We start from the raw sequence: 14,211 nt of genomic DNA on the forward strand, positions 1-14,211 counted from the left end.
GCCCCGGCTCGATGGACCGAGCCGGGGCCGAACTCTGTCCTGTCTCAGACGGGTCTTCTCAGGCGCCCGGACGCTGGAACAGTGGTGCCACGTCGATCGGCTCGACGTCGACGACGGTGCCGTCCTTCTGGGCGGTGCCCAACAACGAGTCGTTGGTGCAGATGTTCGGCGCGATCGCGATCATCTTGCTGCCGCACTGGTACTTCGCGCCCGCGTTGAGCGGCAGGAGCCTGGACTCCGGCATGCCCGTCACCCGCGCAGCGACCGAGGTGCGGTCGATGTCGCCGCTCATCCCTTCGAGGGCCCGCTGGAAGGCGACCAGCGAGAGGTAGGCGGCCGCGCCGTCCTCGGCACCCTGGGCGTCGTACTTCGCGAGCACGGCCTCGAAGACCTTGGTCTCGGCGGCATTCGGATCGAGTGACCTCGACTGGACGACCTTGATGCCCTCGTAGCCGCCCGGGATCTGCGACGCCACGTCGCTGTTGCCTATGCATTGGCTGACCGTCGTCACGGGGGCGTCGGTGTTCAGTGTGCGCATCGCCTTGAATGCAGTGGCGCAGAAGCTGTCGTTGCCCAGCACGTGGAACATGCCGTCACCGTTCTTCAGCGCCGCCTGGATCTGCGGTGTCATGTCCGGTGTGCCCATCGGCACCGGGATGAGGTCCATCGCCACGCCCGCATTTCCGAAGGCCATCGGGCCGATCAACTTGATCGGCCCGGTGGCGATCGGCGCGTCGATGGTCAGGATGGCGACCTTCTTGATGCCCTTCTCCTTGGCGTAGGCCGCGGGGACGCCCACCAGACCCGCCAGGCTGTTGCTCAGCACCGCGGTGTTCGGTGACGATAGCGTCGGCTGCCCACCACCCGAGGAGTCCATGAAGAGCATGCCCGCCTTCGAGGTGACGGCGGTGGTGGTGTCGGGGTTGGAGGGATCTCCGGAGATCACCGCGACAGCGTCGGACGCCACGGCCTTGTTCGCACATTCGCGGGCGAGACTGACCTGAGCCTGATCCTCGCACACCGTGATCGCGAGCGGCCGGCCGTTGATTCCGCCCAGGTAGTCGTTGATGTAGGACACGGTGGCGTCGGCCACCTTCTTCTCCTGCGTGTAGGTGACGCCCTTTTCGCCGGTCGTCTGGAAGACCACGTTCACCGGGTCTCCGGCCGCCTGCTTCGGCGCGCCCAGCGCGGACTCGTCCGGCGTACTCCCGGACGGCGAGCCGGCGTCGTCACCGGAACAGCCGGCGGCGACGAGCACCACCGCGAGCGCCACGCACGGCAGCAGCGACCATCGCTTCGTTGAGGATTTCACTTCATGTTCTCCTGTGTCTGAATGAGCTGGTTCTGAATGAAATTGGCGGATATCGACGAATGCTGCGCGCGAGGCGCCTCGGTGACACAACACGATCGGTTCAGCTCGTTGCCTGCGCCGGCTCACCCCCGAAGTAGGCCTGTTGCAGGCGGTCAGGGTGCTTACGCAGGTCGGCCGCGGGGCCGCGGAGCGTGACGTTCCCATGGACCAGGACGAGCGCCTCGTCGGCGACTTCGAGCGCGAGCCGCACATGTTGCTCTACGAGGACGACCGTGGTCCCGCCGGTGTCGGCGATCCGACGAACCGTCGGCAGGAGGCTCTCGACGATCACCGGGGCCAGGCCCATGCTCATCTCGTCGATGAGCAGGACCGACGGCTTCTGAACCAGGGCACGCGCGACGGCAAGCATCTGCTGCTCACCGCCCGACAGCGCACCGGCCGCCAGTTTCCATCGAGCTTCGAGTGCGGGAAACAGTTCTCGCACCTCGGCGTCCGACATCCCGCCGCGGCGACGTCGCGCGATGGAGATGTTGTCGGCCACCGTCAGGCCGGTGAACAGCGCTCGGTTGTCAGGGACCAACACGATCCCCGACCTGTTGGCGCGAGCCGGATTTCCGCTGGGGAGCTGCTTGTCGTCGACCAGGACCTCACCACCGAGCCGCGGCAGCAGTCCGGCGAGCGTCAGCATCACCGTCGATTTACCCGCACCGTTCGGCCCGAGGACCGCGAGCACCGAACCGTCGGGGGCATCGACGTCGAGGTTGCGCACGATGGGCACCTTCCCGCGCCCCGCAACCAGTCCCCGCACCGAAAGACTCACAGGACCACTCCTTCTGACGGGACGGCTGATTGTGACCGTTCCTCGTGGCGCGTCTCTGTGCTGCCGGTGCCGAGGTAGGCCTCGGCGACCGCCGGGTCACCACGGATCTCCGCCGGCGCACCGCCGGCCAGGAGACGTCCGAAGTTCAGCACCTCGATGCGATCGCAGATGGCGAGCACCAGACTCATGTCGTGTTCGACGAGCAGGATGGTGATCCCGGTGTCCCGGATCCTCTTGAGCCGCTCACCCAGCCAGGCGCTCTCGGTGGTGTCCAGGCCGCCGGCGGGTTCGTCGAGGAGCAGCACCCGCGGCCGACCTGCCAGCGCACGGGCGATCGACACCAGTTGCCGCTGGCCCTGCGACAGTTCGCCCGCGGCCACCTCGCTCACCGCGGAAAGACCCAGTGTCGCAAAGATCTCGTCGAGATCGGCCTCGTCGACGCCGGCCGACATCCCCCGACCTGACAGACCGACCAGCACGTTCTCCCGCACACTGAGGTCGTCGTAGAGCTCGATCGCCTGGAACGTCCGTCCGAGTCCCGCACGAATCCTTCGATGTGATCGCAGTCCGTCGAGTGTGTCGGAACCGAGGGTGATGACTCCGGACGATCGAGCGAACCCGCTGATCGCATCGATCAGTGTCGTCTTGCCCGCACCGTTGGGGCCGATCAGACCGACGATCGCACCCGACGGAACCGAGATCGTGACGCCATCGACCGCGACGACGCCTCCGTAGCGCACGCTGACATCCCGGAGCGACAGCACCGGGTCACCCAGTTCAACCGGACCGTCACCCAGAGTCGAGTCCGGTTCTACAACAGTCGATCCCGTCGTCCGCCCGTCCGTTCCCCGGCCACGCCTGCGAGCCATCACAGAATGCACCGGTCCGACGATTCCCTCCGGGTTGAACAAGACCGTCACGACGAGGGCGACGCCCACGATCACCTGGTAGTAGTCGCTGCCACCGAGAACTCGGTCGAGGAGAAGGTAGAAGACGGCGCCGGTGCCGAGAAGGCCGCTGAGGATGCCACCGGATATGGACGTGACCCCGGCGAGGTAGACCGTGGCGAAGAACGTGACACCGAGGATCACCGTGAACGGCTGGAACGACACGTTGGTCTGCTGGTAGGCGAACAGACACCCGCCGAGTCCGGCGATGAACGCGCCGATCGCGAACGCCAACAGTTTGATCCGCACGACGTCGACGCCCGACGCAGCCGCCGACCGCTCATTGGCACGCACGGCGAGCATTCGAGTGCCCACCCTACTTCTCCGGAGGAACGCCACCCCGAGACCGACGGCCGTCAGGACCACCAGACACAACAGGCCGAACTGAACGCGAGGATACGCACTGCCCGAACCGATTCCGAGTTCGATTCCGAAGATTTCCGGCGCCGGGATGTCGACCCCATCGGCGCCGACGAATGCATCGTTGCGGAACCAGATCGCTTCGATCGTGTACGCCATCGTCAGCGTGACGACTGCCACGGTGAGGCCTCGCACGCGCAGTGCCGGCAGTCCGATGACCACACCGATCACGGCCGCGAGAAGCGCGGCGAGCAGCGGGGCGATCGGGAAGGGCACGCCCCAGTCCTCGGTGATCGGGCCGACCAGGAAGGCGCCTGCACCCGCAATCGTCAACTGCGCGAGGGAGACCTGCCCGGCATACCCGGTGACGACCACCTGGGACAGACCGATGACTGCCAGGATCATGCTCGTGATGACCGCCGAGCGCCAGTCACCGTCGGCGATGATCAGGACCACGACAGCGAGAGCGGCAGGCACGACGCAGCCGATCACGAGTCGACGGGGAGACGGTGCATTCCCGAGCTCGGAGACGATCACCGAACCCCGGGACGGCAACGGCCGCGCCCAACCCACCAATACCACCAGCACAATGACCAGTGGCACCAGTTCGACGAGCCCCGCGGAAGGCAACCAGTCATACACGCGGGGAAGATATGTCGCCTCGGACTGCAGCATGCCGATGACGAGTCCGGCCGTGACGGCGGCCAGCACCGAGGAGAACCTGCCGATGACGGCGGCAGCCAATGCGGGCACGATGAACAGCGTGTAGGCCATTGGGGTCAGAGGGACGATCGGCGAGATGAGGATTCCGGCAAGACCTGCCACCGCAGAGCCGATCATCCAGTTGGTGGCCGCGACTCGATCCGGCGACAGTCCGCTGACATACGCACCCTCTTCGGACTCCGCGGTGGCCCGGGTGGCGAGGCCGAATCGGGTGAAACGGTACGTGGCGGCCAGTGCGATGGCCACGACGACGATGGTCAGCGCGAACAGCACCCTATCCTGCGGGACACGGATCGACCCGAGATCCCAGATGTCGACCGGGAAGATGGCGTCGACGCCTACCGGATTGATCCCGACCTGGGCGGCGGTGGCCGCCGCGAAGACGATCATCACGCCGATGGAGGCCACCGCGCGCGCCACCGGTGGCGCATTGCGCAACGGGCGGAAGACGATCAGATAGAGCGCCAGGCCGAGGAAGGCACAAGTGATCACGGAGATCGCCGCGGCTAGGAAGAAGCCCGGGTCCCCGCCCACGTCGATCGTCTTCGGTGCCCCGGGGATCAGCAGGACCAGCTCGCCCTGACGCAAGAAGGCGTAGACGTAGGCGCCGGTCAGTGCGATCGAACCGGTGGCGAAATTGATGACCCCTGAGCTGCGGTAGACGATGACGAGAGCCAGGGCGAGCGCGGCGAACACGCCGCCGGCACCGAGACCGAGTAGGAGGAACTGGATGTGATCGGTCACTACGGACCACCCTTCAGGCGCGCACGCTGTCGAGAATGTCGCGCATACCGACGAGCCTCGACCGTCCGGGCAGAGTCACAGCCACCGGTTCTCCAGTGTGATGTGAGCCCTTCGGGCCAGCTAGCGTGACGGCGATCACGCTATCACAACGGTATGAGTAATAGTTAGGCTTTCGGTAGGCTTCGCTTCGATTGGTGGAGAAGGCATGTAGCAGTCGTCAGCCCAGCTCACGCGCCATCCACCAGGTCCAACCACAAATGCCGCCCACCGACGGTCGCACCGGGTGGGCGGCATCAATTCAGCTGACCTGGGGCCGGCTGTCAGCGCCTCAGCTTGCGGGGGCCCGGGTCTGCGCGTAACTCGGACGACCGAGACCAAGCGCGTGTTGGGCGATCATGTTGCGGAACACCTCCAGGGTGCCACCGTAGATCCCGCACAGCGGCGCCCATCGGAACAGATACTCGCTCGCGCCGTCGTCGGCCGCTCCGGCTGTCTCGATCGGCAGCACCGCTGCAGGGCCGAGGATGTCCATCAATTCTGGAGCGACATCCCGCATCGCCTGCGCGAGGGCCACCCGGCCGTACATGTTGGGCGTGCTCAACGACGCCTCGACACGGGCGACATTGCGCCCGAGACGATACGACACCGAGCCGTCGTCGATCCGGCGCCGTCCGGCGTCGTCCGGCGTCGACACCGTCGCAGCCACCTTGTCGACCGTGGTCGCCATGTACGAACCCTGGTGCTGGAGGATCGAGACGTCCTCCAGACCGTCGGAGTTCGCCGCCGACACACCGTGTTCGGTGTCCAGTGGTCCGCGCAGGACGGTCCACCCCTCGTTGACCTCACCCAGTCGGTACTTGTCCGAGATGCGGACGTCGCTGTAGTAGACGATGTTGGTCCGGTCGCCGTCGACGGTCCACAGGGGCTGGATCTCGATTCCCGGCGTATCCAGCGGGACGAGGAACATGGTGAGGCTCTTGTGCTTCTTCGCGTGCGGATCGGTGTTGGTGATCAGGAAGGTGTACTGGCAGTTGTGCGCGCCCGTGGTGAACATCTTGGAGCCGTTGACGACCCAGTCGTCACCGTCGCGGACCGCGCGCGTCTTGCACGTGGCGATATCCGAGCCGCCGTCCGGCTCCGTGTAGCCCAGGCAGAGGCGTACATGCCCGCTGAAGACCTTCGACAGCACCTCGTCTCGGATCTCCGGAGAGCCGAAGTTCTCGACCGACCGCGCGACGATGGACGTGGTCCCCCAGGTCACCCAGGGCACATGGACACGGCGCTTCTCGAGCTCCCAGAGGCGCCGCCGGACACGGTCGAAGCCGCCCTGTTCCTCGGTGCGGTACTCGCGTTCGAGGTATCCGGCCGCCCCCATCGCCAGATGGACGGCCTCGTCGAAGTTGTCACCGGTCTCCCGATCGCGCCGGCGCACATCGTCGGTGACGTGCGTGGCGAGGAACTCTCTGATCTCATCCAGGAAGCTCTGCTCGTCGGCTGTGAGATCGACTCGTGAGAAATCCATGCCTCCCCCTCAGACCGCGGCCGGCTCGGCTGCCGGGGCAGCGACATCGCTTCGGCGAGCGACGGTTTCGGCGACGTGCTTGGCCGTCGCGCCCGGATCGCCGCCGGCGAGCGGCCATCCCCGTGCTCGGACGAGATATGCCGTCGCTGCCGCTTCCGTGGAAACGCCCAGACCACCTTGCACATGTACAGCCATGGGCGCCGCCTTCGACGCCTCTTCGGACATGAAGACGAACGCGGCACCCGGCAGCTCTGGTCGGACGTCCGGCTCGACGTCGAGGTACCAGGCCGCCTTGCGCGCCAGGGCGCGGCCGCCCTCGACGGTGATCGCCATGTTGGCGAGCGGATGCGAGATACCCTGCAGCGACGAGATCGGGACGCCGTAGGTGTAGCGGTTCGTCGCGAACTCCGCGGCGATCCGCATCGTCTGCTCGACCAACCCGACCAACGCCGACGCGGTGAGCAGGCGCCACTCATCCAGTGCCCGCTGATACTCCGCGACCGCCGCCGGGCCGCTCGCAAGCGTGACGCGGGCCGAGACCGCCGCCGGGTCGACCCATGCCATGGGCAGGCGACCGAGGTTGTCGACCTTCGGGGGCTTGACGTCATTCGTCAGCAGGACGATGTCGTCGCCCTCCCTGACGACGATCTGGTCCGCGACGGAACCGGTCGGGATCAGGCGCGCCCCTCGTGTCTCGTCGAGTTGTGCATCGAGCCCGATGATCTGGGCACCGGAGACGATCTTCTCGGAGGTCGGGTTGTCGGCACCGAGTGCACCGAGCCTGGCCAGAAGCCGTGCGGCACTGGCATGATCGATCCACGGCACCGGAGCCAGCCACCGACCGATCTCTTCGGCGACGAGGGTGAGGTCGACCAGCGTCGCGCCGTCTCCGCCGACCGTCTCCGGTAGTGCCATCGTGGTCGCACCGGTGCCGCACAGACGTTCCCACAGCGCGCGGTCGATGCCCTCGGGCTCGGCAGACCGGACGACGTCGATGGTCGAGTAGGTCTGGAAGAACTTCGCGTATGCGGTCTGCAGATCCGCCTGGTCGTCCGAGAGGCTGTAGTCCTCCCTGCGCAATTCGTAACGGTCCATCTCACTGCTCCTGTTCATGTGGGCCGAAGAAGAATTCCTGGGCGTTGTCGTGGAGGTACTTGTCGAGGACCTCGGGCGGCAGGTCGAGCGCCTCGGCCTCGGGGACGACACGGCGCTGCGCCAAGACGGGCCAGTCCGAGCCGAAGATGACCTTGCCGGTCCCGCGAGTACGCATGTAGTGGAGCAGGCTCTCCGGCAGCCGCTTCGGCGACCACGCCGAGGTCATCAATCGTAGGTTCGGGTATTTGATCAGCAAGCGAATTGCGATGTCCCACCACGGATCGGCACCGTGGATCATGCAGAGACGCAGTTCCGGAAACCTCACACAGACCCGATCGAGGTGGATGGGATTCTGCACCTCACCGGGAATGGGTGGCCCCGGGATACCCGTGTTGACACACAAGGGGAGACCCAGTTCCGCGCACTTGGCGTAGAGCGGATAGTAGACCGCGTCACTCGGCGGGTACTGTCCGTCGCCCCAGAAGCTCGGCCCCACAGCGGCATAGGACACCGGGAGGTCGCGGACCACCGCACTGAGATCCCGCAACGACGCGACCGGGCGCAGCAGGTTCGCGCCGCCCATCGCGAGGGAGAACCGGTCCGGGCGGGCCTCGACGAACTTCCGCGCGGTGACCGACGGCTTGGTCAGGTTGTCCATCAGGATCGCCTTGCGAACCCCCTGTTCGTCCATCTCGTCGAGGAGTTCGGACATGTCGACGGCATCGAACATCGACGCGCCGCCCTTGAAGTAGTTGTCCCGCACCGCCAGCATCCACCCTGGCTGCTGTTCGGTCTCACCGAAATGGACGTTGACGAGACAGTCGATCACATTGCGTGGCATGGCACTCCGATTCTTCGCAATCCGGCCGGCATCTCAGGGGATGGAGGGAACCGACACTCCCAGCAGGTCGAGAGCGTTTCCGCGCATGACCTTTCGGATCTCGTCATCACTGCTGAGTCCGGCGAGGTCTTGGACATAGGAAGTCGGGTCCTCGAGCCCTTCGCCGTGGGGCCAGTCCGACCCGAACAGGATGCGATCGGTCCCGATCGTGTTCGCGAGGTGCTTGACATCCTCCTCGTAGTACGGCGCGATCCACACGTGCTCTTTGAGTTCGTCGACCGGGTTGTCGGCGAACGACTTCGGGTACTGGTTGGCGAGCTTGTGCAGTCGCTTGATCAGGCGATGCACCCATTCGGAGCCGTTCTCGATGCTCGCCACACGCAGCTTCGGATGCCGTACGAACACCCCGTGCACGATCAGGGAGGCGATCGTGTCATGAATCGCGCGGTCGTCGACGACGACCTTGTCGAACGGATCGGTGGTGCCGAAGCCCTCGAAGTTCTCCTTGCCACCCCACATCGCCGCGATCCCCAGATATCCACTGTCACCGAGATGGAACGCGACGGGTACGTTCGCCTCGGCGAGTCGCGCCCACACCGGATCGTGGCTGGGATGACCGAGCGACCGCGGCTTGGGGCTGCCGGGCACCGGTGCCGGACGCATGTGGACCAGCTTGGCCCCCCGTTCGATCACGAACTCGACCTCGGCGAGCGCTGCCTCCGGATCCGCGAGCGAGATCATCGGAGCCGTGTAGATCTTGTGATCCGGGCGGTCGAAACCCCAGTCCTCGTCGAGCCAGAGGTTGAAGGCATGCAGAGATGCCATGGTCGCGGGGATGTCCTTCTTGAGCGCTTCTTCGACACCGCAGCCGAACGTCGGGAACATGAAGATGGATTCCAGTTCCTGGTTCTCGAGCACCCTGATGCGCGCATCCCGGTTCTGATACTCCGGGCGCAGTCCAAGCTCTTCGACCTTCATCAGCGACGCGGGATCCACCCCCTCCGGGATCTGCCCGCGGAACATCAGATCGAGGCAGCCCGGCTCGATGATGGGATCGAAGGTCGGATTGGGGATGAATCGGTTGACCTTCTCCCCCATGACCGCGACGGTGTGTTTGCCGTCCTGCAACATCCGCACACCGCGCCGCCGGAACTCCTTCGGCAGATGCCGCGTGAACGCATCGAGTGGCTCGTAGTAGTGGTTGTCGACGTCGATCGACAGGTATCCGAGTTCATTCATGGTGTGTCCTCCGGTTTGCGAATCGTTCGCGGGCGATCTGTTGTGTGTGTTCGACCCCGCTGCCGCGCATGTGTCACGGCAGCGGGGGAAAATGTGGGGTTCGCTTCTCGAGGAACGCGGTGATCCCCTCGATCACGTCGGGCCGCGTCAACGACTGCGCCATCGCGGCCTCGGCGCGCGTCATGGCCTCGTCGACATCGCCCTCTGCATCGGCGAAAAGCTGTCGCTTGATCTGGTCGAGTGAGACCGGCGAGCACTGCGTCGCCATCTCCTCCGCATACGCCACCGCATGCGTGCGCAGATCGTCGGCCGGCAGCACCGCGGTCACCAGGCCCAGATCGCGGGCCTCGTCGGCGAGGAAGGTCCGGCCACTGAGCAGCAACTCTCGTGCCACCGCCGGGCCGGCCACCCGCGGCAGAATCCAGGAGATCCCGTGCTCGGCGATGAGACCACGGCGCGCAAAGGGAGCGGCGAACTTCGCACCGGACGCCGCGAACCGGACGTCACACATGAGCGCGTGGGTGAGGCCGATACCGACGCATGCCCCGTTGATCGCCGCGATCACCGGCTTGCGCAGAGCCATCAGGAACTGCGCGGGCCGTTCCCCCACGGTGGCACCGACATCCACGGACTCGGCGTCGGCCAGTGAACCAACCTGCTCGACCGTTCCCATATGAGCGCCTGCACAGAACGCCCGGCCCCTCCCGGTTATCACGATGACCCGTACGGCGGGATCGGCTTCCGCATTGTCGATGTGCGCGTACAACTCCTGCGCGATGTCTGCCGCCCACGCATTGAGGCGGTCCGGCCGATTGAGCGTCAGGACGGCCACACCGCCGTCGGTCAGCTCGGCGAGAACGGCGGGTTCGCCGACCGTGCCGGCCTGTCGGTCGCGGTCCTCGGCGACACTCACCGGACCGTCCGTCCGGACGGCTCGATCGAGTCCATTCGGGTGTCTCCTCCTGCACCGACACTGTTCTTGAACATGCCTACTGTATACCTATCGGTAGAGCGTTCCGCAAGACGCCCCGCGCCTCCGCCCCGACATGACGGAGCACGTCGATTCGCCGGATTTACTGTACCGTTTACCGTAACCTCAACCGAGGTTCGGCCGGGCACGCCGTTGCCGGTACACCGGCGACTCGCATCGAGCTCGGGCCCGGTTGGATTCGCAGCTGACGCCGCGACGATGCGGCAGATCACGGAAGGTGGCGGCATGGCGAGGCAGACGGCGCCCAAGCGGCGGCGACGCGAACGCGGTTCCATCGACCCCGACGACATCGTCGCGGGTGCCTTCGAACTCGCCGACGAGGTATCGATCGACAATCTGAGCATGCCGATGCTCGGCAAACATCTCGGTGTCGGTGTCACCAGCATCTACTGGTACTTCCGCAAGAAGGACGACCTCCTCAACGCGATGACCGACCGGGCACTGCGCGAGTACCTGCTCGCGGTTCCCCTGCCGAAGTCCGAGGACTGGCGTGAGTCTCTCACCCAGTACGCGCACACGATGCGGAAAGCCTTCCTCAGCAACCCGATTCTCGTGGACCTCATCCTGATCCGGGCCACCCTGGGTCCGCGGTATTCCGAACTCGGGGCCAAACACATCGAGGGCCTGGTCGCCCGCCTGGTCGACGCCGGACTCACGTTCGACGACGGCTTCGACACCTTCTCCGCCCTGCAGTTGCACCTGCACGGCTCGATCGTGCTGACCCGCCTGCACGAGAAGAGCAAGGCGAGCGACCCCGATGCCCGCACCTACTACGAAGATCTCGCCATCTCGCCGGAGTCGACGCCGATCCTGGCCCAGGCCGCTGCTCACGGGCACACCGGCGGCGCCCCGGACGATCGGAACTTCGAGTTCGGACTTCGCTGCATCCTCGACCACGCCGAGAGGCTGATCGAGTCACGCAACGCCGAGGCGACGCCACGCGGTGCCGCGTGATCATCGCGCCCCGCAGCTGACAGGTCGGGCGGGTCCGAGCGTCTGAGCACATATCCGTCGTAGCGAACCCCTGGAGCCATCTTGTCCGTTCTGGTCCATCAGCAGGGCGCCGTCCGCACGGTCACGGTGAACCGCCCCGAACAGCACAATGCCCTCGATGCCGAGACGATGGCCGAACTCGGGCAGGCGTTCGCCGACGCCGAGGCGGACGCCTGCGTGGCCGCCGTCGTCCTGACCGGCGCCGGGGAACGGTCGTTCTGTGCCGGGCTCGATCTCATGTCGTTCGCGACGCGGGGCCTCGCCGCCGACGGTCCCGGACTCGACGTCCTGCTGACCCGCACCTACCCCAAGCCGATCGTCGCAGCGGTCAACGGCCGCGCGCTCGGGGTCGGATTCGAGCTCGTCCTCGCCTGCGACCTGGCAGTGGCCGCCGACCATGCGACCTTCGCCCTCCCGGAGGTCACCCGGGGACTCGTCGCCGCGGGAGCGGGGATCTCCGAACTCCCGCGCCGCATCCCTCTCGCCATCGCCCTCGAACTCGGGCTGACCGGCGCACCGATCGATGCCGCCCGGGCGTATGGCCTCGGCCTCGTCAACCGCGTGGCACCGGGGCACGACACCTTCGACGCCGCCCACCGACTCGCCGAGACGATCGCGGCGAACGCCCCACTGGCGGTGCAGTTCACCAAACGACACATGTACGCCGCCGCCGACCACGATGCCGATCACCGGAACCGGATGCGCGAGGGCCTCCCCGAGATCCTCGCGAGCGACGACGCACGCGAAGGCGCGAGGGCCTTCGCCGAGCGCCGTCCACCCTCGTGGACCGGTCGATGAGTCGGCGAGCCGCACCGCCGGGGCTCGACAATTGGCCAGAGGGTCTATCGCAAGCCTTTCCGTATTGCTTACAGTTACTATGATCACCGCCTGCGTGCAGCCCCCGACAACCCCAGGAGCAGAACGTGCCCGAGTCCGCGACCACCACGACCACCCGCGAGTTCACCGTCCCCGAGGTAGCCGACGCGGTCGCCGCGGCGATCCCAGACCGTGAGCTCATCGCATTCCGTTCGCGTCGCCTCACCACGAGCCAGATCGCGGATCGGTCCAAGCGCCTTGCGTCGTACCTGCACTCCCAGGGCCTCGGCGCGCACACCGAGAGGTCGGAACTGGCCGGTCACGAGGTGGGACAGGATCTACTGGGCATCTACGCCTACAACGGCAACGAGTACGTCGAGACGATGCTCGGAGCATTCCGCGCGCGCGTCGCGCCGTTCAACGTGAACTACCGCTACGTGAAGAACGAACTGCACTACCTGCTGACGGACTCGGGCGCGACCGCCCTGGTCTACAACGCGGCATTCGCTCCTCAGCTCGCGGAGGTACTCCCCGAGTTGCCGAACCTGCGGGTGCTGATCCAGATCGCGGACGACTCCGGCAACGAGCTTCTCGAGGGTGCAGTCGATTACGAAGAGATCATCGCGACCCACTCGGCAGCTCCCATCCCCGTCACGCCCTCCCCCGACGACCTGTACGTGCTCTACACGGGCGGTACCACAGGCATGCCGAAGGGCGTGCTGTGGCGTCAGCACGACATCTACATGGCGGGTGGCGGCGGACGTGACGTCTACAGCGGCGAACTCACCACGTCTCTCGACCAGGTGACCGAACGGGTCACCGCGGGAGAGGGATTGAAGGTCTTCGTCCTGCCGCCACTCATCCACGGCGCCGCACAGTGGGCCATCATGACCGCACTGACCTCGGGGCAGACGGTCCTGCTGTCCCCGGTCGTCGAACGCCTCGATGCCGAGGCCGTGGCGCAGACCATCGAGGCCGAGAAGCCGATGGTCCTGATGATGGTCGGCGATGCGATCGCCCGTCCTTTGGTCACGGCCTTCGAGCGCGGTGAATGGGACATCTCCTCGATCGCCGTGCTCGCCAACGGCGGCGCCGTCCTCTCGCCGACGGTCAAAGAGCGTCTGTTGGCAGTACTGCCCCACGCCATCATCCTCGACGGCGTCGGATCGTCCGAGACGGGAACACAGATGACACACGTCTCCAGCACCGGCGCCGTGTCGACCGGCATCTTCAATCCCGGCTCCAACACATGCGTCCTGACCGATGACATCGGTGCGATCGCGCAGCCAGGCCACGACGATCTCGGATGGCTGGCGCAGCGTGGTTTCGTCCCGCTCGGCTACAAGGGCGATGCGGCCAAGACGGCAAAGACGTTCCCCGTCGTGAACGGTGAGCGATTCTCGCTGCCAGGGGACCGCGCACAGCTTCTCGACGACGGCACGATCCATCTGCTCGGCCGGGACTCCGTGACGATCAACTCGGGTGGCGAGAAGATCTTCGTCGAGGAGGTGGAGATGGCCATCGCCACACATCCCGCCGTCGGCGATGTGCTCGTCGCCGGTCGGCCCAGCGACAAGTGGGGGGAGGCCGTGGTCGCGATCGTGGAACTCGCGGACGGCGCCGACGCATCAGCCGACGAGCTCATCGAGCATGCCGCACAGTCGATCGCGCGGTACAAACTCCCGAAGACCATCCTGTTCCGGACGGCCATCCAGCGGAGTCCGGTCGGCAAGGCCGACTACCGCTGGGCACGCGAGCAGGCAGCAGGCGTCGGCACGGACTGAGTGGCCGATCAATCACCCGATGTG

At 66.1% G+C, this 14,211-nt stretch carries 11 protein-coding genes; 3 read left to right on the forward strand and 8 right to left on the reverse strand.

Annotated elements, in window-relative coordinates; translation table 11 throughout:
- Positions 1-58 precede the first annotated feature (58 nt).
- The 8 genes from IDF66_RS07140 to IDF66_RS07175 form a co-directional block, all read right to left on the reverse strand.
- The gene (locus IDF66_RS07140) at positions 59-1,312 is read right to left on the reverse strand and encodes an ABC transporter substrate-binding protein (protein ID WP_190266193.1); all 1,254 of its coding nucleotides are present in this window, start codon (positions 1,310-1,312) and stop codon (positions 59-61) included.
- A gap of 100 nt (positions 1,313-1,412) precedes the next feature.
- Positions 1,413-2,132 (reverse strand): ABC transporter ATP-binding protein, encoded by a 720-nt coding sequence (locus tag IDF66_RS07145; protein WP_190266194.1) that lies wholly within the window; start codon positions 2,130-2,132, stop codon positions 1,413-1,415.
- Positions 2,129-4,906 (reverse strand): ABC transporter permease subunit, encoded by a 2,778-nt coding sequence (locus IDF66_RS24020; RefSeq protein ID WP_190266195.1) that lies wholly within the window; start codon positions 4,904-4,906, stop codon positions 2,129-2,131. The genes IDF66_RS07145 and IDF66_RS24020 overlap by 4 nt, the downstream gene beginning before the upstream one ends.
- 328 nt (positions 4,907-5,234) lie before the next feature.
- On the reverse strand, positions 5,235-6,428 hold the full coding sequence (locus tag IDF66_RS07155; protein ID WP_190266196.1) for an acyl-CoA dehydrogenase family protein: 1,194 nt from the start codon (positions 6,426-6,428) through the stop codon (positions 5,235-5,237).
- Between the two features lie 9 nt (positions 6,429-6,437).
- Positions 6,438-7,523: an acyl-CoA dehydrogenase family protein gene (locus IDF66_RS07160; protein ID WP_190266197.1), complete on the reverse strand. Its 1,086-nt coding sequence runs from the start codon at positions 7,521-7,523 to the stop codon at positions 6,438-6,440.
- A 1-nt stretch (position 7,524) separates the two neighbouring features.
- Positions 7,525-8,364: an amidohydrolase family protein gene (locus tag IDF66_RS07165; protein WP_164310651.1), complete on the reverse strand. Its 840-nt coding sequence runs from the start codon at positions 8,362-8,364 to the stop codon at positions 7,525-7,527.
- 33 nt (positions 8,365-8,397) lie between these two features.
- Entirely contained in the window at positions 8,398-9,603 is a 1,206-nt protein-coding gene (locus tag IDF66_RS07170) for an amidohydrolase family protein (RefSeq protein ID WP_164310650.1), read from the reverse strand.
- Between the two features lie 73 nt (positions 9,604-9,676).
- Positions 9,677-10,516 carry an enoyl-CoA hydratase gene (locus IDF66_RS07175; protein WP_190266198.1) on the reverse strand — a complete coding sequence of 280 codons (840 nt, stop codon included), beginning with the start codon at positions 10,514-10,516 and terminating at the stop codon, positions 9,677-9,679.
- A gap of 303 nt (positions 10,517-10,819) precedes the next feature.
- Here IDF66_RS07175 and IDF66_RS07180 point away from each other — a divergent pair, with 303 nt between their 5' ends.
- From IDF66_RS07180 to IDF66_RS07190, 3 genes are all read left to right on the forward strand, one after another.
- Positions 10,820-11,548, forward strand: a complete 729-nt coding sequence (locus tag IDF66_RS07180) for a TetR/AcrR family transcriptional regulator (RefSeq protein WP_164310648.1) — start codon at positions 10,820-10,822, stop codon at positions 11,546-11,548.
- 81 nt (positions 11,549-11,629) lie between these two features.
- Complete coding sequence (locus IDF66_RS07185; RefSeq protein WP_190266199.1) at positions 11,630-12,385, forward strand: enoyl-CoA hydratase-related protein; 756 nt, start codon at positions 11,630-11,632, stop codon at positions 12,383-12,385.
- A gap of 125 nt (positions 12,386-12,510) precedes the next feature.
- Positions 12,511-14,187, forward strand: coding sequence for an acyl-CoA synthetase (locus IDF66_RS07190; RefSeq protein ID WP_190266200.1), 1,677 nt, complete (start codon positions 12,511-12,513; stop codon positions 14,185-14,187).
- Positions 14,188-14,211 lie beyond the last annotated feature (24 nt).

The sequence above is a fragment of the Gordonia hankookensis genome, assembly GCF_014673215.1.
In the GTDB taxonomy this organism is placed as follows: domain Bacteria; phylum Actinomycetota; class Actinomycetes; order Mycobacteriales; family Mycobacteriaceae; genus Gordonia; species Gordonia hankookensis.